Here is a 24111-nt window from a genome sequence, read left to right on the forward strand (position 1 = left end):
ATGCGGGAATGGTGGCCGGGTCACTTACGTTCTACGGCATGTGACTTCCCGGGGCCGCGCCCCGGGAATCCCCATGTATCGGACGAAGCAGCACAGAAGGCTGCGGGCGAAGCAGCAGCAGAGGAGCGCGAGAGACATGTCGGGCACTGTGACGATGTACAGCACCACGTGGTGCGGCTACTGCCGTCGGCTGAAGGGCCAGATGGACCGCGAGGGCATCGCGTACACCGAGGTGAACATCGAGCACGACGCCGACTCCGCGGCCTTTGTGGAGAAGGCGAACGGTGGCAACCAGACCGTCCCGACGGTTCAGGTGGTTCCGGCCGACGGTGGCGCCGAGGTCGTGATGACCAACCCGAGCCTTGCCCAGGTCAAGCAGGCGCTCGGCGTCTGACCCGGGAGCAACGCACGAGACCCCGCCCGCCCAGGAATCACGGGCGCGGGTCTCGTCTCTGTCCGGCTGCTCAGCTCTGCCCGGCTGCTCAGCTCTGACCGGGTACTCGGCTCTGCTCGGTCTGTCCGGCTGCTCAGCTCTGTCCAGCTGCTCAGCTCTGTCCGGCTTGCTCAGCAGTACGGCTGCTGGTCGGTCAGTGACGCCGCTACCCGCATGAAGACACCGAAGAGCCGGTAGAGCTGCGGAACAGCCCCGGCCACCTCGACAGTGCGCGAGTCCCGCAGGCTGACTCCGGGGATCGCTTCGAGCTGGCTGGCGACGGTGGCCGACTGCCACCGCACCGCCAAGGTCGCTGCGGCTTCCGTGTGCGGCGGCCGTGAGCGGGAGCCGGCACGGCGCACCCCCTCAGTGGCGGCTTCCTCGATGGCCTTGCGCGCTTCGGTCGCAGGCCTCATCCGCGCGCTGAAGCGATCCCTGGCGTACTTGACCGGAGCCGTGACGACCTGGGCGTCCCAGGCCGTCACCTCGTCGCAGGCCGCGTCATCGCCGGAAAGCATCGCCACGGGCACCCCGAGTGCAGCGGCCGTGGCATGCGCGAATCCGATCTCTCCCATGGGCCGGTCGTCCAGCCACATGTCCTCGATCTCGTGACCCATATAACTGTGGCTGAGCACGCCCAGGGCACCGGCACGTGAGTGGTAGCCGACGCACAGCACCGCATCGAAGTCACCGTCCAGACCTTCGAGCATCCCCATCCGCTTGGGCTTGCCCCTCACCAACTCCGCCTCGGGGTGCATCTGATCCACCAGCAGGTTCCGCATCGATCCGTGTGCGTCATTGACCAGCACCCTCGTGGCACCGGCCGCGAGCGCGCCACGCACGGCCGCGTTCACGTCCTCGGTCATCATGACCCGACCGTGCTGGTAGTCCTGCCCGCCGATCTGCACGTCCTGGGCGCCCACCAATCCGGTGACGCCCTCCATGTCGGCACTGATGTACACCTGCACGCCGCTGCCTCCGCTCCGGCCCCGGCGACCGCCGAGACCCTGATGATCACCACACTGTCGGTTCTAGGATGCCGGGCTCCCGCACACGCCCGGCAGCAGGTCTGTGCCCGTCAGTCTGCGGCGTTCCTGTTCGAGCTGCGCCAGCAGTCTGTTCCGGGTGGCGCTGTCGGGTGTGCTGAGGAATTTCAGCACCGCGTGCTGGAAGGCGTCGCGCAGAGTGGGCGGCATGGTGTCCGAGGCGTCGAAGCACAGCTCGTGCGTCGGCGCCTCGCTCGTTCCGCCGGTGAGGAGCGTCGCCGCCCGCCGGCCGAGCGGGTCGGTGGGCTGGGGGTCCGACGCGCTGGGGAAGTGCGGTTTCAGCTTCGGTGCGGCCTGTGCCATCCAGATCCTGCGCCCCTCGGGGCCGGCCAGTTTGCTGAGCAGTTGCATCGCCGCCGGGCTGTCGCGGAACACAGCGGCCATGTCCGCCGACACCTCGTACGCGTCCTTGTGGCCGCCCAGCCCCGGAATCGTGTCGGCCGACGGCCTGAAGGTGATGTCGGGGCCGTAGAGATAGCGGATGAAGGTTCCCGCGTGCTCCTCCGTGCAGGTACCGGAGTTGAGCAGCCCCTTGCCGCCCTCCCCGGTGTACGGGATGTCGAGCGCGCTCCTGGTGTTCTGCCCGGCCATCAGCGACGCCCAGGTGCTCCACGCGTCCCGTACCTCGGGGCTGGTCCACGGCAGGACGCCGGTGGCCCACTGCTCGTACCGGTCGGGGCCGGACCTGTGCAACAGGATGTCCTCGATCCAGTCGGTGCCCGGCCAGCCCGTGGTGGCCTGTGCGCTCATACCGAGGCACCAGCTGTGCGGCCTGACCGGCTGGGTCGTCCTGGTCCACACCAGGCTCTTGATGTCGACCTTGAGCGGGACCCAGTAGGTGTGCCTGGCGCCGTTGACGACCAGTTCGGGGGCCCAGGGCGGGTACGCCCTGCTCGCCAGGTCCCCGGTGAGCGGCGTCAGCGCACCCTCGCGTGCGTACTCCTGGAGCTCGCCCTGGCTGTTGAGGATCGCCACGTCCGGCGGTGCGTCCGCCTCCAGCTGCGCGACCAGCGTCTCGCGCAGCGAGCTGGTGCCCTGGTAGCTGTAGGTGTACGGGGTGCCGTTGTCCAGCAGGTCCAGCGTCCTGGTGAAGGCGGCCGCTTCGTTCCCGGTCCACGGTCCGAGGACGACGACCGTCTGCTTGCCGCCGCCGGAGCAGCCGCCGCCGAGCGCGGCGGCCAGCAGGGTCAGCGTGGCGGCCAGCAGCAGACGCAGCCGGCGCCGACGGCGCGGACCGCTGCCGTGAGTCGTCCGCGTCACTGGAAGTCCTCCCGCCTCGGGACCCGTACGTAGTCGCGCCGGTAGGCCAGCAGCGCCCAGCCGGTGACCGCCGCGCCGAACAGTCCGGCCGGCAGGATGAACCCCGTCACCGCCGCCCAGCCCGCGCAGTGCGCCCGGCGCATGGCGCCGGCGATCCGCTGCTGCAGTTCGTCGATCGAGCCCGGTGCGGCCGCCGTGCCGGCGGTCCGTGACAGCTGGACAGCCGGTGCGGCGGAGGACACCCGGGCCAGCTCCCCGTCCGCGATCCGCCGCACGGCCGCCTGTCCGTGCTGCACCTGCACGGTGCCGAGTACCAGCACCGGCACGGCGAGCAGCGGCAGTACGGTCGCTGCCAGCGGCAGGCTCAGCAGCCGGAACCGCGCTTTCAGGAAGGTGAGCGTCCGGAACAGTCCGACCGCCAGCAGGGCGTACGCGGCGCAGGCGACGGCGGCGAGGATCACTGGGCCGGTGCCCCAGCCCGCCTCGTGGTCCAGATCCGCGCGCAGGCTCCGCTCCAGCGAGCCGATGCGGTCCTGGATGGTGGTCGCCTCGTAGCCGCGTACGGTGCGGTCGGCGCAGCCCGCCGGGGTGCCCGCGCCGCCGGTACTGCCCGTGCTGCCCGTGCCGTCCGTGCCGCCCGTGCCGCCCGTGCCGTCCGTGCCGCCCGTGCCGTCCGTCGTCTCGCAGAGCATGCTGAGCGCGTACGAGAGATACGCCTTCTTGAGCGTGGGGTCGTCCCTGTTGCGGTCGGCGGTGCCGATGTAGCCGTTGTAGTCGACCACCAGCCCCGACACCACCTGGAGGCCCTGCCGCTGGGCGGCGCTGAGCGCCGGTGACTGGGCGGCCTCGTTGAGGTTCTGGGTGGCCCTGGTGATCAGGGTCGGATAGGTCTGGCCGAGCCCGATCAGTTCCGGCCCCTGGAGGACCGAATCGGCTTCCTTCTGCGCCTGGTCCAGGGCGACTTCGGCCCGGGTCAGCTCCACCAGGGCCGGCCCTGTGCGGTCGGCGATCCGGGAGGAGTCGCCGTGCACATCCCCGTACGCCAGGGACAGCGACCCGAACGCGATCACCGTAAGCAGGGGCAGCACGATCAGCCGGTCGCGGAGGAAGGCGGGGCTCTGCCCTGCCGGTACGGGAGCCAGGCAGAGCAGGCGGCGCAGCGCCCCGAGTGCCGGGGTCACCCGGCCCGCGCCTCTCACCGGTGGCTCGTCGTGTAACTGGTGCGGATCCGGGCGGTCTCGATGTCGAACCGCCTGATGCGGGCGTGTAGTTCCACCTCACCGTCCGCACGGGGCTCGACCATTTTCTCCAGGTGCTCCCGCATGGCGTCGTCGCCGACCTCCACCGCGAGCTGCCAGGCCCGGCCGAGGGCCCGGCGGGCGGTCCCGGGGTCATGGGCGCGCAGCGCGGCGCAGCCCTCCTCGAAGTACCGGACCAGGTCCTCCTGGTGCAGGAAGTGGCCGACGTCGGGGTGCACCCTGCTGTACAGCCCGTGGTCGCCCGACCAGCGGACCACCACGGGCCGGGACGGCGGCAGTCGGACGGGCGGCCGGGCGGCGCCGTCGCGCACCAGCTCCACCTCGGTGAGCATCAGCTCCGCGCCCTCGGCCCGGGCGGTGTGCCGGGCGCTGAGCGAGAGCAGGTAGGAGCGGGTCTCGTCGCCCCAGGGTTCGGTGGCGAACTCCCGCAGGAACTCGGTCTCCTCCACCGGCCGCAGCGTCCGCCGCGTCGGGTGGACCTGTGCGAAGGAGCGCAGTTCGGCGTTGTCACTGCGGTAGAGCCGCAGCCGCAGTCCGGTGAGGTCGCGCTCCGCCGCCTGTCTGGTGAGGTCGTGCAGCCTGGCGGGGAGCGGCCCTGTCGGGTCCGTCTCCTCGAAGGCGTGCGCCGTGCCGTTCAGCCCGGTGGTGATCAGGAGCAGTTCACCGGTGTCCCAGCCGTCGCCGATGCCGATCGCGTCGCAGGTGAACTGCCCTGTGCAGGACGCGACTACGGCGGCCAGCTCGTCGCGGGACTCGTAGCCCGGTTCGTTCCTGCCGTCGGTGAGCAGCAGGGCGTGGCGTACGAAGTCGGCGCCGCCGCCGGGGAGTCCGGCGAAGAGCTCCCGGGCCCGCCCCAGCCAGCTGCCGATCGCTGTGCCGCCGCCCGGGTGGCAGGCGCGCAGGGCGTCCTCCGCCGCCCGCCGGGTCACGTCGTCGGCGACAGCGAGGGTGCGGTGCCCGCCGGGCTGCTCCGGGTAGACGGTGGCGGGCCGGTCGCGGCCCGCGACGACCGCGAAGTACGCGCCGTCGGGCACGGCGTGTACGGCGGCGGCCGCCGCGTTCCTGGCGGCCGCCATCCGCGTGGGCGGGTTCACCATCGACGACGAGTGGTCGATGAGGAACACCACGGCGTGGCGCGGTCCCTGGCCCTGCACTGCGGCCGACCGGGCGGACGGCGCGGTCGGTGCGGTCGGTGCGGTCGGGGCAGCCGGGGCGGTCGGTGCGGTCGGGGCGGACGGGACAGCCGGGTCAGTCGGTGCGGTCGGTGCGGACGGTGCGGACGGGACAGCCCGGACAGCCGGGTCAGTCGGGGCAGCCCGGACAGCCGGGCGCCGGACGGTCACGGTGACGACGGCGTACATCCGCGCCTCGTGTCCCGGTTCCGGCACCGGCAGTTCGGGGACCTGGCTCACTTCGAGGAGGACCGCGGGCTCAGCCGGTCCCGGATGCGCTGCCGGTGTGCCTTCCCCAGCCATGGGTGCCTCCTGTCGTGGCGGAAGCCCAGCGGGCGGACGCTGTTGGCCCGGTCGATGAGGGCTTCCGCGATCTCGTTGCTGTCCGGCAGGTCGGAGCGTCTGGCCTGGTCGGCGAGGCCGCGGTAGAGCAGGGAGAGCATCTCGGCCAGCTCCTGCGAGCTCTCCGGGGCGGCGAGGCGGCTGTCGAGCGCCGCGGTGAATTCGGCCAGCGGCCGGTGCGGGACGCGGGCGATGACCGTCTCCCAGAGCTCCGTCTCCAGGCGTTGGCGGCCCCGGTGGTCCGTCAGACCGTGCTCGTGGAAGAGCGGTCCTAGCCGGTGCAGGGCGTCCTTGAGCGCATCGTCGTCGGGAGGCGAGTTCCGGGCCCGGGCCGCCTTGATCCGGACGATGGCGGTCCGGGCCGCGGTCAGATGGCGCGAGTGCGCCGGGACGAGTTCCAGCGCGGCCAGGGCCCCGGCCAGCCCTTCACCCCGGTCCGCCGTGCCCGCCGTGCCGGTGCCGCCCTCGGTCCCCGTACCGCCCCCCGGCACGTCGTTCGCCGCGGCCAGCAGCACCCGGGCGCATCCGAAGGCCGCGCCGCCGAGTGAGTGGTTGCGGCGGCGGACCGCGTCGTAGAGCCGCAGCGCCTGCGGCCACTCCCGCCGCCGCTCCGCGCAGTAGCCGAGCGCGATCTTGGGCGCGTACTCGCCGGGGATCGCGTCGTAGATGGCGTCGAACCGCAGCCCCGCGCCGTCGGTGTTCCCGGCCGCGAGCGCCAGCAGGCCCAGGTGCCAGTCGATCCGCCAGTCGTACGGGGCCCAGCCCGGGGCGATGAAGCGCCGGGCCCGGCTGATCTCCGCGTACGCCCGCCGCAGCGGCCGGGTGTCGCCGGCTGCGACCGCCAGCGCCAGGTACAGCCGGCAGCGCAGCAGATGGAGTTCGGCCGACGGCTCCCAGCCGCTGGTGCGCTGGAGCAGCGCGGTCGCGTCGTCCTCGGCGAGCCGGCCGAGCCGGGGCGCGTTCCGGTCCTGCGGGTCGGGCTTCGGTACGGGCAGCCCGCAGGCCATCTCGCCCGGTTCGGGCGGTACCGGACCGAGCGGGGCCGGGGGCGCGCCGCTCGCCCAGTGGCCGAGCGGTGGCGGTGAGCCGATCGCGCCGTCGAGTGCGTGGGCGGACTGGACGAAGACGGGGGACGGCTCGAAGGACTCCTGGGACGTACGGAGGGAGCGCAGCTCACGCAGCACCCCGCGGAGCTGGAGCGCCATCTCGTCGGCGGTGGCGAATCTGGCCCTGCGGTCGGCGTGGGTGGCGCGGTCCAGTGCCCTGCGCAGCGACTCGGGCCCAAGACCCTGCGCGGGCGGCGCGGCGGCGCTGAGTTCGCGCAGGGTCACACCGAGGCTGAACAGGTCGTCCTGGAAGCGGGACTCCCCGTCCGGGCCGACGCCGGGCGCGAAGTAGCCGGGGGTCACCGGTCCTTCGGCCCGCTCCTGACGGACGCTCCCCACGTCGACGATCTTTATCTCGGTGCCGCAGTGCATGACGTTGTGCGGCTTGAGATCGCCGTACACCTTGCCCTTCTGCTGGTGGAGATAGCTGAGGGCGTTCAGGATCCGGATGCCGTAGCTGAGCACGAACTCGTGGAAGCGCACTCCGCCGAAGGCGCCCGGGTCGTTGACGACGCGGACCCTGACGTCCTCCAGGGTCAGCCCGTTCGCGTATTCGAGCACCAGGAACTCCCCTGCGGGGTCGTGGCTGCCGTAGTTGAACACCCGGATGAGATCGGGGTGGTTGAGGGCCACAAGCTCCTGGCGTTCGCTGCGCATCGCCTTCTCGTTGAGCCTGACCTCGCGGCGCCCGCCGGGCGGGTCCCCGTCGTCCTCGTCGTGCTGCTGGTGCAGGAACTTGACCGCCACGGGGCGGTTCTCCAGGCGGGTGTCCTCGGCGAGATGCACTTCGCCCATGCCCCCGTACCCGATGCTCCGGATCAGCCGGTACTGCCCGGCGAGCATCCGGTCGGGGCCGAGTCCCAGGCTCCGCAGCCGGCCGGTGTCGTACGTGCCGTCCGGCCGCGCCGCCACGGGCCGCACCTCGGGGAGCACCAGCGGGTCGTGGTCCTTCTCCGGGGGCGGGAGCAGCACAGCCGCGGCGGCCGGAGCCGTGGCCTGCTCCCGGCGCGGGCCGGGCGGCCGGGCGACTCCGGCGTGCTGGCCGGTCGCCGGGTCGACGCGTCTGCCGCTGCGCTGGCAGTACCCGGCGGGGGTGACGCGGCTGCCGCAGCCGGGGTGGGGGCACGGGGTCAACGGGTCCGCTCCTCTCCGGCGACTGCGGCTGCCGTGCCGTCGTCGCCGTTGTCACCGTCACCGTCGTAGCCGTCGTCGCCGTCACCCGGCCGAGGGGCTTCTCCGGGGCCGGGGCCGCCGTCCAGCCGCCCGTGCACCGTCGTGACGAACGCCGCGACCGCCTGCTCCACCTCGTCGAGACTGCTCGGCCCCTCCGTCAGCAGCTGCTGCGCCCTCCGGTACTGGCCCGCCGCCACGGTGTCCTCGGCCCGCTGGTGGTCGGCGAGCCGGGCCTGCTCGGCGGCGAGCAGGCCGCGCAGGTCCAGCATCCGGTCGAGGGCGGCGCGCAACCGCTGCTCGACGTCCTCGGCCCGCAACAGCGCGCCCAGGACGGACTGTTCGGCGTACGACAGCATCTGCAGCAGCGCGGCCACGCCCGCCCCGCCCTCGGAGCGCAGCGCCTCCTGCGCCTGGCCCAGCGCCCGATCCTGCGCCTGCCGCTGCGTCCGCTCCAGTTCGGCCGCGAGCTGCGTGGTCCACAACTGGGCCCGGGCTCCGTGCGGTTCGGGCGGGGCCGGCAGCCCGGTGATGCGCGGCTCCAGCCTCCGGAACAGGTCCCTGATGGTGCGTTCGGTGCCGGAGAGCCGGTTTGCGCGGTCCGTCAGCCGCTCAAGCCACTGCGCGGGGCGCCCGGCGGGCAGCAGCTCACCGGTGAGTACCGGCGCCGGGCCGTGCAGTACGAGCAGCAGCCTGGCCCCGCGGTCCGCCAGCCGCTGCAGCAGCCCGGCCGTCTCGCCGGGGTCCGCGGCCGCCCGGTCGGGCAGCGAGACGACGACGGAGGTCAACTGCCGTGGTGGCTGCGGTTCCAGGTCCTGGGCGAGCTGCTCCCGGGAACGCCCGGCCGCGGCCACCGCCAGGCTGATGCTGCCGCGGCGCGGGACCGCTGGACCGCCCGGCCTGCTGCTCCCCGTGGTCGAGAGTCCGGGTGAACGCTCCCGGTCGGCCAGACCCAGGGTCGTCCGGAGCGCGACATCGGCCTCCTCGTCGTCCTCGCGCAGGAAGACGGTCTCGATGTCCCAGCTGCCGGCGTCGCCGTTCAGCCAGCAGGTCAGGGTCTGCTGAAGGCCCAGCGGGCGGCCGGTCCGCTGGGCTCCCGGTGCCACCGACAGCTGGGGCGGGATGACGTGGGGACCCGTCGTGTGGTGTTCCGCGACGATCGGGAGATAGCCGGCGATGGTCGCGGCCGGGATCATATAGAAGTGGAAGAACGGACTCCGGTCGGCCGGGGTGTCGTACACCGCGACCATGATCCCGAGCAGCCTGCCGGTCCCGGCCTCGGAGACTCCGGCGCCGCTGAAACCGCGGGGGTCCGGGTCGTGGAAGTCGACCGGGTTGATCTGCACCCACTCGTCGCCATGACCCCCGGGCCCCTTGAGTACGGCGTCCACCCAGAGGCCGCCAGACCGGTGCCTGGGGAACCCGTCGACCGTGACCCGGGTGTCGTACGGGGCGGGGGCGCGGTGGAGTACGGCCGTGGAGGTCACCGGGGCGGGCTCGGTGAGCCGCAGCAGCGCCAGATCCCCTTCGTCGCGCCCGTACCGTTCCACCCAGTGGCCTTCGACCACCCGCGCCGAGCGCGACACCCCGTTCGGCTCCCCGGCCAGGACCGGGAACTCGACCCGTACCGGCTCGGTGGGGCCGGGCACCACATGGGCACAGGTCAGCACCAGGTCCCGGCCGAGCAGGACCCCGGCGCCGAGCACGTCCCCCGGCTCGCCCCCTGGCAGCTCCGCACGCAGTCGCAGCCGCCAACTCTGTTGATCCATAAGCATGTTGAGCCGTATCGACTCCCCCTCCATGCTTCCCCAGAGTAGGGGCAGGGCGCGACAATGGGACCCGGGCTGCACAAGGGGGAGCAAATGAGTGACGGGACGGGAGCCGCACCAGTGGCCGGTCTTGCGGACCTGATCAGCCAGGTGAGGACCGAGCTGGCCGAGGCGCAGCGCCGGATCGGCGACAGCACGCTGCGCCTCAGCGTGGAGCGGGTGACGCTGGAGATCGCGGTGCAGGTGAGCCGGGAGGTCGACGGCGAGGGGAAGCTGCGGATCGGCGTGGTCACCGTGGGCGGCAGTGGGTCGGTGACCCGCGACAACACGCACCACATCAAGGTCGAACTGCAGCCCCGCAACCAGGACGACACCCCGGGCTGGATCCCGGTGAGCCGCTAGTAGGGCTTGGTCATGTTGATGGTGGTGGAGCGTGTCCGTTGGGTGTGGTCCGGCGTTGAGAGGGTGTGACTCCGGACGAGATTGCCTGTGTGCGTGGTGAGTTGGAGACGTTTGCGGCGGAGGTGTTCGAGCCGTTCGCGAGAAAGGATCAACGTCGCTGGGGGCAGGTCTACCTGCGCGGGCTGTTGACCGACGGCAAGCGGAAGTCCGTCGAGCCGATGGCGGCCCGCCTCGGGGAGGAGGGGAACCGGCAGGCGCTGGCTCACTTCGTCACCACCAGTCCGTGGGACCCCTCACACATCAGGGCCCGGCTGGCGTGGAAAATGGAGGCGGCGATCCAGCCGAGCGCGCTGATCTTCGACGACACCGGCTTCCTCAAGGACGGAAATGCTTCGGCGTGTGTGTCGCGGCAGTACACCGGCACCGCCGGCAAGGTCACCAACTGCCAGGTGGGCGTTTCGCTGCACCTGGCCTCCGATCACGCCTCCTCGGCGGTGGACTGGCGGCTGTTCCTGCCCGAGACGTGGGATGCGGCCTCGCCGAAGGCGAACCCGGACAGGGTCGCCCGCCGCGCCTCCTGTGGCATTCCCGACGATGTCGGGCACGTGGAGAAGTGGCAGCTGGCCCTGGACATGCTGGACGAGACGCGCTCGTGGGGCATTGAGATCCCGTTGGCCATCGCGGACGCTGGATACGGCGACGCCACCGCTTTCCGGCTCGGTGTTCAGGCCCGCGGCCTGAATTACGTCGTCGGGATCTCCACGACGCTCACGGCCCACCCCGGCCAGGCCGTTCCCGTGGCCGTTCCGTACTCCGGAACCGGACGCCCACCGGTTGTGAAGTATCTGGACAAACCACAGTCGGTGAAACAACTGGCCATGGAAGCAGGCCGGAAGGCGGCCAAACCCGTGCAATGGCGGGAGGGCTCGCGGCCTGGCACCAGCCGCAGCGGCTTCAAGCGCATGTACTCGCGGTTTGTCGCCCTGCGGATTCGCCCCGCCGGACGCGAGATCCGTCAGGCGGTCCAGGGCCCGCAGTTGCCGGAGTGCTGGCTGCTGGCCGAGTGGCCGGCAAACGAACCCGAACCGGTCCAGTTCTGGCTCTCCGACCTGCCCACCGACACTCCACTGACCACGTTGGTCCGCCTCGCCAAGCTCCGTTGGCGCATCGAGCACGACTACCGGGAGATGAAACAGGCCCTGGGCCTGACCCATTTCGAGGGCCGCACCTTCAACGGCTGGCACCACCACGTCACACTCGTCTCCGTCGCCCACGCCTTCTGCACCCTGCAACGACTGGCCAGAGCCCCAAAAGACACGGCGCCGGTCTGAGCCTCTACCAAGTCGTCCGCGAGCTGCAGATACTCCTCGCGGTCTGGGCCGGCGCCTGCCCCACCTGCCACCGCGACATACCCACGCTCGTACTGACCTGACCAAGCCCTACTAGGGCCCGTCGTCAAAGTGCCGTCGTTGCCCGAAGGGCGGCCGCGCGGCGTCTGGTGCGTGCGATCGCAAGGCGCCGGAATGTTCTCGTAGCGGAGCTACTAGGGCGTGTCCGGCCGGTCTTCGTGGATCAGGCCGCGGCGTCCGGTGCGGTGCCTCGCAAGGCGGAGGATCGCCCCCGTACTGGACGTACTGGGGTGACTCCGACAACGCGGCGAGGTGCCGTGCCAGGCGTCGCGGGCCCACGAAGACCGGCCGGACAGGCCCTGGGGTCTTCCGTCTGGATCAGGCCGGGGGCCGGTCAGCCGTTGGCCGGGCAGAGCCGCCGGGCCTTCGGCTCGTCCTTCAGCTTCGCGTCCACACAGCCGCCCGGCAGACCGTCGTGCGCCGTGGTGCCGAAGTTGGCCGTCACCGTCAGGGTGCCGTCCCCGAAGACAGAGTGCTGGACGAGGTGATCCTCGGTCAGCCAGTGGAACGCCGTCATCCGCTCGGTACCGGCCGCCTTGTGCAGGGGCGCGAAGTACTGCTGCAGTGCGGCCATCTCCTTGCCCGTGGAGGCCAGGTTCTGGTCCCCCAGGACGAAGTTGAGCGGCGTGTTGTAGAGGACCGACATCAGCGCACGGTCCTTCTTCTGCGCCGGGAGCTTGTCGTAGGGCATCTCCCAGCGGTCGGTGTTGACCAGCGAGTCGTGCAGTGCGGTCTCGTACAGCGGGACGCGGTAGGCGGGGTCGAACATCGACTTGGCCAGGGACGATGGGAGCGTGGTCGGGTGGAAGAACTGGCCGGGAGCGTCCGCGGGGTAGTAGGCCCCCCACTTGGTCTTGTCCTTCTGGAAGGCCCACAGGCCGTCGTTGACGGGTGTCTGCGCGCCGTGGTCGAACGCGAGCGCCGAGGCCGACCAGGAGACGGCGGATTCCGACCCGACGACGAAGTGGTCCTTGTCGGCCAGCGTCCGCAGGCGGTCCATCCGGTTGTCGCGGTCCTGCCTCTTCGTCATCGGGTGGCTCCCGGTGAAGTCGCTGAACAGCTCACCCGCGGCATCGACGTCCACGAAGACGCTGTTGGCACCGTTCTTCGTCATCTCCTTCGTGTGCTGAGCCAGGTAGTGCTCGGTGGGCTCGGACTTCGCGAACGCTTCGGAGCTGAGGTAGCAGCCGCGTGCGCCGAAGCCCGTCGCGGGGGTGCCCTTCGCGTCGCGCACGCAGAAGTCCGGGTAGATCCTGCCGGGCCACTTGGCGATGGGGGTGTCGGCGGTCTCCGGGTCCTGGCCGTTGTCGTACGAGTCGTACGGGCCGACCAGATAGCCCAGCTTCCTGGCCTCCGCCACCGCGTCCCGGCTCATGGGGTGACCGTCGGCGTCGTAGCCGAGCCACAGCCGCGTGTTGCCCTGCTTGCGCAGGGTCCGCACCGCCTCGGCGTCACGGGCTCCGCCCCACAGATAGGCGTGCTCGGCTCCGAGCAGCTTTCCGACCTCCGGGTTCTCGGCGATCTTCTGCTTCAGCGTGTGCAGTTGCCCGTGTTCACCGAGCCAGCGGTGGTAGTCGGCGGCCGGCGCCACGGGAGAGGCGGAGGTGAGGGAGAAGGCGACCGTGTAGTCGAGGGTCCGCTCCCGGCGGGAGAACTCGTGCTTCGCCGTGGCGTTCAACCGCCCGTCGGCGGAGGCGAATCCGAGTGAGGTCCCGATGCTCTCCGGCACGAGGTAGCTGACGCCGTGCCCGTGCGAGGCGTAGCCCCACAGAGGCAAGGTGAGGGAGCCGGTGGCCAGATCGTCATCGGTGCCGACAAGACCCGCCTGCCGGGAGTTCCAGAACCGGTCAGCGACCGGAACGGAGAGCCCCTCCCCCCTCGGGATCTGCAGCGAGGCGCCCCGCGCCCCCGTGCCGGCCCCCTTGCCGGTCACCGGCCACGCGAGGGTCCCGTCCTTCTCCGAGCGCACCGTCATCAGCAGCCGCCCGCTCTCGCCCGCCGCGGTCACGCGCAGCCCCCTGGCGGGGTACGACCAGGAGGCGTGCGAGCCGTGCACCTCGACCTTGCCCGGCCGACCGAATCCGTCGGCGTCGGCGGCGGCGTCGGAGACGGGAACGGCCGTCCCGTGGCCCGTGTGTCCCGTGACGCGCAGGGAGGCCGTGTCGACGGTGGTGGTGCCACCCGCCACGGGAAAGTCGACAGCGCCTGCGCGTACCCGGGGCTTCGTGTACTGCGGAGCGTCCTCCCCCGTTCGGGCGATGGCGGCGTACCCCGCCGAGGCTGTGGTCACGGTGACAGCGAGGGCAGCCGCGACCCCCAGGGCCCGGTTGCGACGCCTGCGCGCGGCTCCCCCGGCGTCCCGGTGCCCACGCGGCCGGTCCGGCCCCCGGCTCGGGACGGCGTGCGCAGGCGTGGGCGACTGGCTCTCGGCGCGCGGGGAGTTCTCGGGTTCGTCCATGATCGTGAGGGTGGTGACCACGGATAAGAGGTTTCTAAGAACCCCCGGCGAAGCCGACCGGGATGGCGCCGATGTCCCGTCAGGCCAGCGGCTTCGGCAGCGGCTTGCCGTACCAGAGCTCCACCAGCCGGGCCGCGATCGAGATGCCGGCCGGGGGCAGCACGTCCCCGGACTCGATCGCCGACCGCAGATCGTCCCGCGAGAACCAGCGGGCCTCGCTGATCTCCTCGCCGTCCACGGTGATCTCGGAGCTCGTGGCCTGCGCCATGAAGCCGAGCATCAGACTGGACGGGAAGGGCCAGGGCTGGCTGGCGACGTACTGCACCGAGCCGGTGGTGACACCTGCCTCCTCGAACACCTCGCGCCCCACCGCGGCCTCGATGGACTCGCCCGGCTCGACGAAACCGGCGAGCGTGGAGAACCGGCCCTCGGGCCAGTGCACCTGCCGGCCGAGCAGCGCCCTGTCGTGCTCGTCGGTGACGAGCATGATCACGGCCGGGTCGGTACGCGGGTAGTGCTCCGCCCCGCAGGCCTGGCAGCGCCGGATGTGACCGGCCGCGGCGATGACGGTGCGCTCGCCGCAGCGGGAGCAGAACCGGTGCAGCCGCTGCCAGTTCTCCAGCGCCACCGCGTGCACCAGGAGCCCGGCGTCGAGCGGCGAGAGCAGCAGCCCCGCCTCGCGCAGCCCGGCCGGGCGGGCTGACTGGTCCATCCGGCCCGGGAGGGTGTCCTTCTGGAGCGCGAAGTACCGCACTCCGTCCGTGTCCGTGCCGAGGAAGTAGCGGTGCTCCTCGGTGAGGGGGGCCTCGAACGACGGGGTCTTGAGCAGCTCGGTACGGCCGTCGGGCGTCTCGTCGATCAGCGCCTGGCCGCCGGAGACCACGAACACCCGGGTCGTCGGGTGACTCCAGGCCGCCGCGAGCCACGCCTCGTCGAGGCGGTGGTGGGCGGCCCGGTCGACGCCGCTCGGGTCCGTCAGAGCGATCGGCCGGTGCGGATCCGTGGCGGTGCCGGCCCCGGCTGTGCCGTTATCGGCGGTACGGGCGTCGGCGGCCCGGCCATCAGTGGTCCCGCCTTCACTCGCGTGACCTTCGGTGGCATTGCTGAAGTTGCTCACAGGTGCTTCCAACTCCCCCTCATGGACTGGGTGGTTCGGTTCAGCGTTCTCATCGCAGGGCTGCGGCCATGTCGCCCCACAGATGGGCGGTGGTCTCCACACCCTTGAACAGCAGGGCGAGTTCGACCTTCTCGTTCGGTGCGTGCCAGCCGTCGGACGGCACGGAGATGCCCAGGAAGAGCACCGGGGCACCGAGGACGTCCTGGAGATCGGCGGCGGGGCCCGAGCCGCCCTCCCGGGTGAAGCGGATCTTCTCGCCGAACGCCCGGCCCATGGCCCGTACGACCGACTGGAGCGCCGGATGGTCCAGCGGGGTCAGACACGGGCGGGTGCCGGCGCTGAACGTGATCTCCTGGCGGATCCCGGGCTCCGCCCGGCCCGCCGCCCACTCCGTGACCAGCTTCTCGGTCCGGACCGGGTCCTGGCCCGCGACCAGCCGGAACGAGAGCTTCACCATGGCCGACGACGGGACGACCGTCTTGCCGCCCACGCCCTGGTAGCCGCCGCCGATGCCGTTGACCTCGGCGGTCGGGCGGGCCCAGATCCGCTCCAGCGTGGTGTGGCCCCGCTCACCGGCCGCCGCACGGGACTTGGCGGTACGCAGCCACTCGGCCTCGTCGAAGGGCAGCTCCGCGAAGAGCTCGCGCTCGGCGTCCGTGAGCTCCGCGACACCGTCGTAGAAACCCGGGATGGTGACGCGCCCGTCGGCGTCGTGCAGCGCGGCGACCAGCCGGGCCGCCGCGGTGGCCGGGTTCGGTACGGCGCCGCCGAACGAGCCCGAGTGGATCTCCTGGTCGGGACCCTCGAAGGTGATCTCGCACTCGGCGAGGCCGCGCATACCGGTGCAGACGGTCGGGGTCGTCTCGGACCACATACCGGTGTCCGAGACGATCACCACGTCGGCCGCGAAGCGCTCGGCCTGCTGCTCGACCAGCTCCCTGAAGTGCGGGGAGCCGGACTCCTCCTCGCCCTCGATGAGGAGCTTGAGGTTGACGGCGGGAGCGGTGCGGCCGGTGGCGGCGAGGTGGGCCCGGACCCCGAGTGTGTGGAAGAACACCTGGCCCTTGTCGTCGGCCGCGCCCCTGCCGTACATCCGGCCGTCCCTGACGACCGGCTCGAAGGGGTCGGTGCGCCAGCCGTCATCGACCGCCGCGGGCTGGACGTCGTGGTGACCGTAGACGAGGACGGTCGGCGCTCCCGGGTCGCCCGAAGGCCACTCGGCGAACACCGCGGGGGCACCGGGCGTATCGAGGATCTCGGTGACCGGGAAGCCGGTCTCCCTGAGTTTGGCAGCCAGCCAGTCGGCGCTGCGGCGTACATCGGCTGCGTGATCCGGCTGCGCGGAGACAGACGGAATGCGCAGCCAGTCGGCCAGGTCTTCGAGGAAGGGCTCGCGGTGCTGGTCTATGTACGTGCGGACGGCGCTGTCCGGGGTGTCGCTCATGCCGTCGAGCCTAACCGGCCGGTCGGGGTGGCTCGCCCGGCGGATCACCCAGCAGGATCCGCTCAAGACCGGCCCGGCCCGGCAGCGGTGTGGGCCGGATCACTTCCCCGGTCCGTACGTAGAGGAACGCGGCCGTGACCGAGGTGAGCGGGATGTGGTGCTGCTCGGCCCAGGCCAGGCGGTAGACGGCCAGCTGGAGCGGGTCGGCGGTGTGGGCGCGGTGGGTCTTCCAGTCGACGATCTCGTAGGTGTCGCGGGAGGTGCGGTAGACGGCGTCCATCCGGCCGCGGATCACCCGGCCGGCGAGAGTGAGAGTGAAGGGGGCCTCGACCCGGTGGGGCGTGCGCCCGGCGTACGGGGTGCGCTCGAAGGCCGCCTTCAGTTCGGCCAGATCGCGCTCGTCGGCGATCTCCGGTTCGTCGTCGTCACCGCCGGGCAGCTCGTCGGGGCCGAGCATGGGCAGCGGCAGTTCCTCGAAACGTGACTCGACCCAGGCGTGGAAGCGGGTGCCGCGGCGGGCGGCGGGCTGTGGGGGGCGCGGCATGGGCCGGGCCAGCTCGTGCGCGAACGCGTCGGGGTCGCCGGCGAGGCGCAGCAGCTGGGTGGCGGTGAGGGTGAGCGGTACGGGGACGTCGCGCACGGTGCGTCTGGCGCGGAGCAGTTCGCCCGTGAGGGCGTCGAGGTCGCGGTCCCAGGAGGTGATGGTGCGGGCGTCCTCGGGGGTGAGCGGGGTCCGGGCGTGCGGCACGGACGGGGAGGCGGGGGCCTGAGTGCCGTGCGGGGCGGGGGCGTCGTGCGGGGTGGGTGTCACGGAGTGGTCCGGCTGATCCGGCTGGTCCGGCTCCTCCGGCTGATCCGGCTCCTCCGACTGCTCCGGCCGGTCCGGCCGGCGCAGGTGATCCTGGTCGGCCATCTCGTTGAGCTGGTCCAGGACCAGTTCGGCCGCTGCCCTGCGGCGGTGCAGGGATGTCTCGTCCAGCGGCAGGGGCCAGGCGTGGTCCGCCGCCGCGTCCCGCAGCGCCGGGTTCTCCTCGCCCTCCTCCGGGGCGTCCGCCCAGACCTCCGTCTCTCCGTACCCCGCCGCGCAGTGCTCCTGGAGCGCGAGCAGGAAGTCCGACGGGCCGCGCGGGCGCTTCTGGCTCGGGCCCCACCAGTGGGCCGAGCCGAGCAGCAGCGAGCGCGGGCGGGTGAACGTGACGTAGCCGAGGCGGAGTTCCTCCGTGTGCTGGTGGGACTTCATCGCCGCCTTGAATGCGGCAAGCCCCTTGGCGTCCCACGCCCCCACCCCGGGGAGCGTCGCCGCGTCGCCGCGCAGCGCGTGCGGCAGCACCTTCGGCTGCGCCGTCCAGGACTCACGGGACTGCTCGCTCGGGAACTGCCTGGCCACCAGGGAGGGGACCGCGACCACATCCCATTCGAGGCCCTTGGACTTGTGGGCGGTGAGGACCTTCACGGTGTTCTCGCCGCCGGGCAGCGCGTTGTCCAGGCCCTTCTCGTACTGGGCCGCCGTCCGCAGAAAGGCCAGGAAGGCCAGCAGGCTCGCCTCGCCGTCCAGCGAGGCGAAGCCCGCCGCTATGTCCAGGAAGTGGGAGAGGGTCTCCCGACGGCGGGCGGCCAGGGCGTGCGGGGAGGCCGAGAGCTCGACCTCCAGGCCGGTCGTGGCGAGCACCCGGTGCAGTACGTCCATCAGCGGGTCGGCCAGCGAGCGGCGCAGATCGCGCAGTTCCGCGGCGAGGCGGGCGAACCTCACCCGGGCGTCGGCGGAGAACGGAAGCCCGTCGTCCGCCCGGCCGCCGCCCGGCCCGTCCACACCGCCCTGGTCCGCGCCGCCCGCCAGAAACGTGTCCAGCGCGTCCGCCAGCGAGACCACCTCGGCCGGGTCGACCCCTTCGACGGCTTCGGCGAGCCGCTGGTCCGGGTCGGCGCCGTCGTCGCCGGCCGTGCTGTCGTACCGCACGAGGAGCCGCGCCCGGCGGCCCAGCAGCGCCAGATCGCGCGGGCCGATCCGCCAGCGCGGCCCGGTCAGCAGCCGGACCAGCGAGGCATTGGCCCCCGGGTCCTGGAGCACCTCGCAGACCGCGACCAGATCGGCGACCTCGGGCAGATGCAGCAGCCCCGAGAGGCCGACCACCTCGACCGGCACGTCCCGTGCCACCAGGGCGCCCTGGATCTCCGCGAAGTCACCGGCGGTACGGCAGAGCACCGCGATCTCGCCCGGGTCCTTGCCCGTACGCACCAGATGCGCGATCGAGTCGGCCAGCCAGCCGATCTCCTCCTCGTGCGTACGGAGCAGGGCGCACCGCACCATGCCGTCCCGCTCGGCGCCCGGCGCCGGCCGCAGCGCCTCGACGCCCGCGTGCATCGCGCGCAGCGGCGCGGCCAGGCCGTTGGCCAGGTCGAGGAGGCGGCCGCCGCTGCGCCGGTTCTCGCTCAGCGAGAAGCGGGTGGCGGGGCTCCCGTCGGCGTACGGGAAGTGCTCGGGGAAGTCGTCCAGATTGGCGACGGACGCGCCGCGCCAGCCGTAGATCGCCTGACAGGGGTCGCCCACGGCGGTCACCGCATGGCCGCTGCCGCCCCCGAAGAGGCCGGAGAGCAGCAGCCGCTGGGCGACGGAGGTGTCCTGGTACTCGTCGAGCAGGACCACCCGGAACTCGTCGCGCAGGATGGTGCCCACCTCTGGCCTGGTCAGCGCCAGTTCGGCGGAGAGCGCGATCTGGTCGCCGAAGTCCAGCAGGTCGCGGCTGCGCTTGGCCGCGCGGTAGCGGCTCACCAGGTCGAGCAGTTCACGGCGGGCCCCGGCGGCCTCCGGGACCTTGCGCAGCTCCGCGTTGGAGAGCCGGGCACCCTCCAGGTCGGCCAGCAGCCCGGTGTCGTACGCGCGCAGCGCCTCCGGGGTCACCAGATGCTCGGCCAGCTCGCCGTCCAGCGCCAGCAGGTCGCTCACCAGCGAGGAGAAGGACTTCGTCAGCGCCGGATAGGGGCCCGGTGCCTCCTTGAGCACCCGCGCCGCCAGCTGGTAGCGGGTGGCGTCGGCGAGCAGCCGGGAGGACGGCTCCAGACCGATCCGCAGCCCGTGGTCGGTGAGCAGCTGTCCGGCGAAGGCGTGGTACGTCGAGATGCGCGGCTCGCCCGGCGAGTAGTACGGGTCGGCGCTCGCCGTCGGCACGGAGGGGTGACGGACGGCTGACGAGTGGTGCGGGCCGGGAGCGTCCGGGTCGGTGACGCCGGCGCGGACCAGTGCCTTGCGGACCCGCTCGGCCAGCTCGCCCGCCGCCTTGTTGGTGAAGGTCAGCCCGAGCACCTGCTCCGGCGCGACCTGCCCGGTCCCCACCAGCCACACCACCCGCGCGGCCATCACCGTGGTCTTCCCCGAACCGGCTCCGGCCACGATGACCTGCGGGGCGGGCGGCGCCGTGATGCAGGCCGTCTGCTCCGGGGTGAAGGGGATACCGAGCAGCTCCTTGAGCTGCTCGGGACCGGTGATGCGTGGGGTGGTCACCTCAGAAAGGCTAACGGCGCCCTGTGACATCCCCGCATGACATCCCCGCGTGACATCCCCGCCCGGCCCGCTCGCGTACCGCCGTCGTACCGCCGTCGTACCGCCGTCGTACCGCCGTCACTCGACGATGTGGCGCCCCTCGGGCAGGGCGCTGCAGGAGGCGCGGAACGCGCAGTGCGTGCAGTGGCTGCCCGTCGTCGGGGTGAAGCGCTCGTCCAGCACCTTTCCGGCGGCGGTGGCCAGCAGGTCGCCGACCCACTCCCCCGCGAGCGGCTCCTGGGACTGGACCTTGGGCAGGGCGTCGCCGCCCTCCTTCTTCACGGCGGCCTGCCGCAGCTGTACGAGTTCGGCGCCGCCCGCCTCGGGGCGCCGGCCGCCGAAGACCTCGTCCACCGCGCCCTCGCGCACCGCGAGCTGGTAGACCGCCAGCTGCGGATGGCGGGCCACCTCGTCCTTCGTGGGCGCCTGCTTGCCGGTCTTGAAGTCGACCACGTACGCACGGCCCTCCGCGTCCCGCTCGACCCGGTCCATGGAGCCCCGGATCCGGACCTCGTACTCACCCGCCTCCAGGGTCACGTCGAAGGGGTGCTCGGTGGCGGCCGGGGTGCGGCCCGCGCGGTCCATGACGTGCCAGCGCAGGAAGCGTTCCAGCGCGGCGCGTGCGTTCTCCTTCTCCTGGCCGGACTTCCAGGGAGCGTCGAAGGCGAGCGAGTTCCAGACCGAGTCGAGGCGTTCCATCAGGACGGCCAGGTCGGCGGGGGTGCGCCCGGACGCCACCTCGTCCGCGAGGACGTGCACCACGTTGCCGAAGCCCTGGGCGGCGGTGGCGGGCGCGTCCGCCTTCACCTCGCGGCCCAGGAACCACTGGAGCGAGCAGGTGTGGGCGAGCTGGTCCAGCGAACTGCCGGAGAGTGCGACCGGCTGCCCGGGGTCGCGCACCGGGACCGCGGAGTGCGTCGGCTCGTACAGCCCCCACCAGCGGTACGGGTGCGCCGCGGGCACCAGCGGCTGGCCCTCCTCGTCCGCGAGCGCGGCCAGCCGGGCGAGCCGGTGGGCGGCGGCCTCGCGCAGTTCGGGGGACGCCTTCGGGTCGACGGTCGTCGCGCGCAGCTCCGCGACCAGCGGGGCCACCGCGAGGGGGCGCCGGGGGCGGCCCGTGACGTCCTTCGGCTCCACCCCCAGCTCGGTGAGGAAGCGCGACGGCTGGTCCCCGTCGTCGGCCGGTGCCTTCACCGCGGTCACGACGATCCGGTCGCGGGCGCGGGTGACCGCGACGTAGAAGAGCCTGCGTTCCTCGGCGAGCAGCGCACCGGGGCTGAGCGGTTCGGCGAGCCCGTCGCGCCCGATCCGGTCCGCTTCCAGCAGGGAGCCGCGCCGCCTGAGGTCGGGCCACAGCCCTTCCTGCACACCGGCGACGACGACCAGGCCCCATTCCAGGCCCTTGGCGCGGTGCGCGGTCATCAGCTGGACCGCCTCGGGGCGCACGGTCCGCTTCGACAGGGTGTCGGCGGCGATGTCCTGGGCGTCGATCTCTTCGAGGAAGTTCAGCGCGCCGCGCCCGCCGGTGCGCTCCTCGGCGCGGGCCGCGGTGTCGAAGAGCGCGCAGACGGCGTCCAGGTCGCGGTCGGCGTTGCGCCCGGCGGCGCCGCCCCGCAGCGTGGCGCGCTCCAGACGCCGGGGCCAGCCGGTACCGCTCCACAGCTCCCAGAGGGCCTGTTCGGCGGTGCCGCCGTTCTCCAGGAGCGCGCGGGTTCTGCTCAGTAGCTTGCCCAGCTGCTGGGCGCCCCTGGCGTATGCCGGGTCGTGCGCGATCAGCCGTGCGGGCTCGGCCAGCGCGCGGGCGAGCAGTTCGTCGGACGGCGCGGGCAGCCGGTTGCCGCCCGCCCGTTCCTCGTCGCGCAGGGCGCGGCCGAGCCGCCGCAGGTCGGCGGCGTCCATGCCGGCGAGCGGTGAGGTGAGGAGCGCGAGAGCCGCCTCGGTGGTCAGCCGGGCCGCGGGGGCCCCGGCCGCCGGGCCCTCGTCGCCGGTGTCCGGGCCGGCACCGGGGCTGGTCCCGGTTTCGGTGCCGGGACCGGCGCCGGTACTGCCCAGCGCCGCTTCCGCCACCGCCCGCAGCGCCGTCAGCAGCGGGGTGACCGCGGGCTCGTGGCGCAGCGGTACGTCGTCGCCCGCGATGTCCAGCGGGACCCCGGCCGAGGTCAGCGCCCGGCGCACCGCCGGGATCGAGCGGCCGCCCGCACGGACCAGGACCGCCATGTCGTTCCACGGCACGCCCTCCTCCAGGTGGGCCCGGCGCAGGATGTCCGCGATGTTGTCCAGTTCGGTGCCGACCGTCGGGTAGGTGTACGCCTCGACCCGGCCCCCGGCCCGTACCGCCGAGAGCTCCCGGTGTGCGCGGACCTTCGCGGCGGGGAGCCGGGGCAGCGGCATCCGCTGGGTGAGCAGCCGGGTCGCCGTCAGCAGGGCCGTGGCGGAGCGGCGTGAGGTGGTCAGCACCTCGACGGGGGCCGGGCGGCCGTCCGTGCGGGCGAAGGTGTCGGGGAAGTCCAGGATGCCGTTCACGTCGGCGCCGCGGAACGCGTAGATCGACTGGTCCGGGTCGCCGAACGCGACCAGGGTCCGGCCGCCGCCCGCCAGCGCGTGCAACAGCCTGACCTGCGCCGGGTCCGTGTCCTGGTACTCGTCGACGAAGACCGCGTCGTAGCGGAGGTCGGCGCGTTCGGCCAGCGGCACCGCGCGGTGCACCAGCTCCGCGTAGTCGACGACGCCCTGCGCGTCGAGGACGTCCAGATACTCGGCGAGGAATCCGGCGGCCGCGTGCCAGTCGGGGCGCCCCGTGCGGTCCGCGAACGCGGCCAGGGTCTCCGGGCCGAGGCCCAGCTCCCGGCTGCGGGCGAGCACCGCGCGCACCTCGTCGGCGAAGCCGCGCGTCGTCAGGCAGGCCCGCAGCTCGTCGGGCCAGCGGATCCGGCCCAGGTCGAGCTGTCCGGCCAGCAGCTCCCGCACCGCGACGTCCTGCTCGGGTCCGGACAGCAGCCGCAGCGGTTCGGCGAAGAGGTCGGCGTCCTGGTGGGCTCGGACCAGGGCATAGCAGAAGGAGTGGAAGGTGGTCGCCTGCGGTCCGTACGTGCCGATCCTGGATCCGGCGCCGGACGCCCCGGCATCGGGGAGCGGCCCCTGCCCGCCGCCCTGGATCCGTACGGCCATCCGGTCGCGCAGCTCCACCGCGGCCCGGCGGCTGAAGGTGAGGACCAGGATCCGTTCGGGGTCCGTCCCCTCGGCGATGCGCCGGGCCACCGCCTCCACCAGCGTGGTGGATTTGCCCGTGCCCGGCCCGGCCAGGACCAGCAACGGCCCGGTGCCGTGATCAACCACCGCACGCTGCCGTGCGTCCAGTACGGGTGGATCCACCGTGCCCGGCGGGGTGCGCACCAGTCGGTACGCGCCCGGGGCCCGTTGCCGTACCCGGTGGGAAGTGGAGGTGCTCACGTGGATCGCCGGTCCTGGAAGGGGTGCGTGGATGTGCGGACGGGAAGGGTGGGTGCCGAGTATGTGCCGGGCCCGGCGGCTCCGCCGGTCCCGCGGTGCCCCGCCGACGCTACGCCGTCGGGCCGGGTGACCGGGACGGCAGTGACCGGGACGACAGCGGCCCGGACGACAGCGGCCCGGCGGACAGCGGCCCGGACGGCCGTGCCGGTGGCCTGTACTCCGTACGGGTCTCAGACCACCCGTGGGAGGGCCGAATGGCGGAAGCTGTCAGACATGAGCCCCGTCGCCGCCGTCCCACCGCGCCCGCCGCATGTCCAGGCGCGGCAGGTGGCCGTCCGCTTCCCGTGCGGCCCGCGAGGCGTCCCGCAGCGGGGTGGACTCCGCGCGGTAGTGCTCCAGCGCCCGCAGTTCGTGGCCCGCGAGCAGCGCACCGTCCGAGCGCACCACACGCCACCACGGGGCTCCGCCGCCGTAGAGGGCCATCACCCGCCCCACCTGGCGCGGGCCCCCCTCTCCCAGCCATTCGGCGATGTCCCCGTACGTCATGACGCGGCCGGGCGGGATCAGCTCCGCGACGTCCAGCACCCGTTCCGCGTACTCCGGCAGCTCAGCACTCACCCGGCCCATCCTGCACCACAGCGCCGACAACGCGCCGGGCTCTCCGCAGAGCGGGCCATTTTCCGCAAAGGGGCCCTGATGCCCTCCCGCACCGCCCGGACATGCCACCATCGTCCGG

At 72.7% G+C, this 24111-nt stretch carries 15 protein-coding genes; 3 read left to right on the forward strand and 12 right to left on the reverse strand.

Annotation, left to right across the window (positions count from 1 at the left end; genetic code table 11):
- The first annotated feature begins 136 nt into the window (after nt 1-136).
- Nucleotides 137-394, forward strand: coding sequence for a mycoredoxin (locus OG385_RS08525; protein ID WP_266853315.1), 258 nt, complete (start codon nt 137-139; stop codon nt 392-394).
- A gap of 170 nt (nt 395-564) precedes the next feature.
- On the opposite strand, the gene OG385_RS08530 is transcribed toward OG385_RS08525, so the two are convergent.
- From OG385_RS08530 to OG385_RS08555, 6 genes are all read right to left on the reverse strand, one after another.
- A complete protein-coding gene (locus OG385_RS08530) occupies nt 565-1401 on the reverse strand; it encodes a M55 family metallopeptidase (RefSeq protein ID WP_266853317.1) in 837 nt (278 codons plus the stop codon).
- Between the two features lie 63 nt (nt 1402-1464).
- Nucleotides 1465-2739, reverse strand: coding sequence for an extracellular solute-binding protein (locus tag OG385_RS08535; RefSeq protein WP_266853318.1), 1275 nt, complete (start codon nt 2737-2739; stop codon nt 1465-1467).
- Nucleotides 2736-3920: a hypothetical protein gene (locus tag OG385_RS08540; RefSeq protein WP_266853320.1), complete on the reverse strand. Its 1185-nt coding sequence runs from the start codon at nt 3918-3920 to the stop codon at nt 2736-2738. Before OG385_RS08540 ends, OG385_RS08535 begins: the two co-directional genes overlap by 4 nt.
- A gap of 14 nt (nt 3921-3934) precedes the next feature.
- Nucleotides 3935-5473, reverse strand: a complete 1539-nt coding sequence (locus tag OG385_RS08545; RefSeq protein WP_266853322.1) for a vWA domain-containing protein — start codon at nt 5471-5473, stop codon at nt 3935-3937.
- Nucleotides 5407-7752 carry a serine/threonine protein kinase gene (locus OG385_RS08550; RefSeq protein ID WP_266853324.1) on the reverse strand — a complete coding sequence of 782 codons (2346 nt, stop codon included), beginning with the start codon at nt 7750-7752 and terminating at the stop codon, nt 5407-5409. Before OG385_RS08550 ends, OG385_RS08545 begins: the two co-directional genes overlap by 67 nt.
- Nucleotides 7749-9557, reverse strand: a complete 1809-nt coding sequence (locus tag OG385_RS08555) for a trypsin-like peptidase domain-containing protein (protein WP_266853325.1) — start codon at nt 9555-9557, stop codon at nt 7749-7751. Before OG385_RS08555 ends, OG385_RS08550 begins: the two co-directional genes overlap by 4 nt.
- A gap of 93 nt (nt 9558-9650) precedes the next feature.
- Between OG385_RS08555 and OG385_RS08560 the strand changes: the two genes are divergently transcribed.
- Both OG385_RS08560 and OG385_RS08565 read left to right on the forward strand, forming a co-directional pair.
- Nucleotides 9651-9959 (forward strand): trypco2 family protein, encoded by a 309-nt coding sequence (locus OG385_RS08560; RefSeq protein ID WP_266853327.1) that lies wholly within the window; start codon nt 9651-9653, stop codon nt 9957-9959.
- Between the two features lie 65 nt (nt 9960-10024).
- Nucleotides 10025-11290, forward strand: coding sequence for an IS701 family transposase (locus OG385_RS08565; protein WP_266850846.1), 1266 nt, complete (start codon nt 10025-10027; stop codon nt 11288-11290).
- 412 nt (nt 11291-11702) lie between these two features.
- Here OG385_RS08565 and OG385_RS08570 read toward each other — a convergent pair whose 3' ends face one another.
- The 6 genes from OG385_RS08570 to OG385_RS08595 form a co-directional block, all read right to left on the reverse strand.
- Nucleotides 11703-13826 carry a glycoside hydrolase gene (locus tag OG385_RS08570; protein ID WP_266853328.1) on the reverse strand — a complete coding sequence of 708 codons (2124 nt, stop codon included), beginning with the start codon at nt 13824-13826 and terminating at the stop codon, nt 11703-11705.
- A 79-nt stretch (nt 13827-13905) separates the two neighbouring features.
- Nucleotides 13906-14811 (reverse strand): NAD(+) diphosphatase, encoded by a 906-nt coding sequence (gene nudC, locus OG385_RS08575; protein ID WP_266860724.1) that lies wholly within the window; start codon nt 14809-14811, stop codon nt 13906-13908.
- A 181-nt stretch (nt 14812-14992) separates the two neighbouring features.
- The gene (locus tag OG385_RS08580) at nt 14993-16387 is read right to left on the reverse strand and encodes a dipeptidase (protein WP_266853330.1); all 1395 of its coding nucleotides are present in this window, start codon (nt 16385-16387) and stop codon (nt 14993-14995) included.
- 10 nt (nt 16388-16397) lie between these two features.
- Nucleotides 16398-19916 carry a UvrD-helicase domain-containing protein gene (locus tag OG385_RS08585; protein ID WP_266853332.1) on the reverse strand — a complete coding sequence of 1173 codons (3519 nt, stop codon included), beginning with the start codon at nt 19914-19916 and terminating at the stop codon, nt 16398-16400.
- An 87-nt stretch (nt 19917-20003) separates the two neighbouring features.
- Nucleotides 20004-23375: an ATP-dependent DNA helicase gene (locus OG385_RS08590; protein WP_266853333.1), complete on the reverse strand. Its 3372-nt coding sequence runs from the start codon at nt 23373-23375 to the stop codon at nt 20004-20006.
- A gap of 267 nt (nt 23376-23642) precedes the next feature.
- Nucleotides 23643-24002 (reverse strand): MGMT family protein, encoded by a 360-nt coding sequence (locus tag OG385_RS08595; protein WP_266853335.1) that lies wholly within the window; start codon nt 24000-24002, stop codon nt 23643-23645.
- Between the last annotated feature and the right edge of the window lie 109 nt (nt 24003-24111).

It is taken from the genome of Streptomyces sp. NBC_01306, assembly GCF_026340465.1.
GTDB lineage: Bacteria > Actinomycetota > Actinomycetes > Streptomycetales > Streptomycetaceae > Streptomyces.

What these genes read in the sequence shown, in the direction of transcription:
- OG385_RS08525 (WP_266853315.1), top strand. Translation starts at nt 137, where the DNA reads ATGTCGGGCACTGTGACGATGTACAGCACCACGTGGTGCGGCTACTGC.
- OG385_RS08545 (WP_266853322.1), bottom strand. Translation starts at nt 5,473, where the DNA reads ATGGCTGGGGAAGGCACACCGGCAGCGCATCCGGGACCGGCTGAGCCC.
- OG385_RS08555 (WP_266853325.1), bottom strand. Translation starts at nt 9,557, where the DNA reads ATGGATCAACAGAGTTGGCGGCTGCGACTGCGTGCGGAGCTGCCAGGG.
- OG385_RS08560 (WP_266853327.1), top strand. Translation starts at nt 9,651, where the DNA reads ATGAGTGACGGGACGGGAGCCGCACCAGTGGCCGGTCTTGCGGACCTG.
- OG385_RS08570 (WP_266853328.1), bottom strand. Translation starts at nt 13,826, where the DNA reads ATGGACGAACCCGAGAACTCCCCGCGCGCCGAGAGCCAGTCGCCCACG.
- OG385_RS08580 (WP_266853330.1), bottom strand. Translation starts at nt 16,387, where the DNA reads ATGAGCGACACCCCGGACAGCGCCGTCCGCACGTACATAGACCAGCAC.
- OG385_RS08585 (WP_266853332.1), bottom strand. Translation starts at nt 19,916, where the DNA reads ATGTCACAGGGCGCCGTTAGCCTTTCTGAGGTGACCACCCCACGCATC.
- OG385_RS08595 (WP_266853335.1), bottom strand. Translation starts at nt 24,002, where the DNA reads ATGGGCCGGGTGAGTGCTGAGCTGCCGGAGTACGCGGAACGGGTGCTG.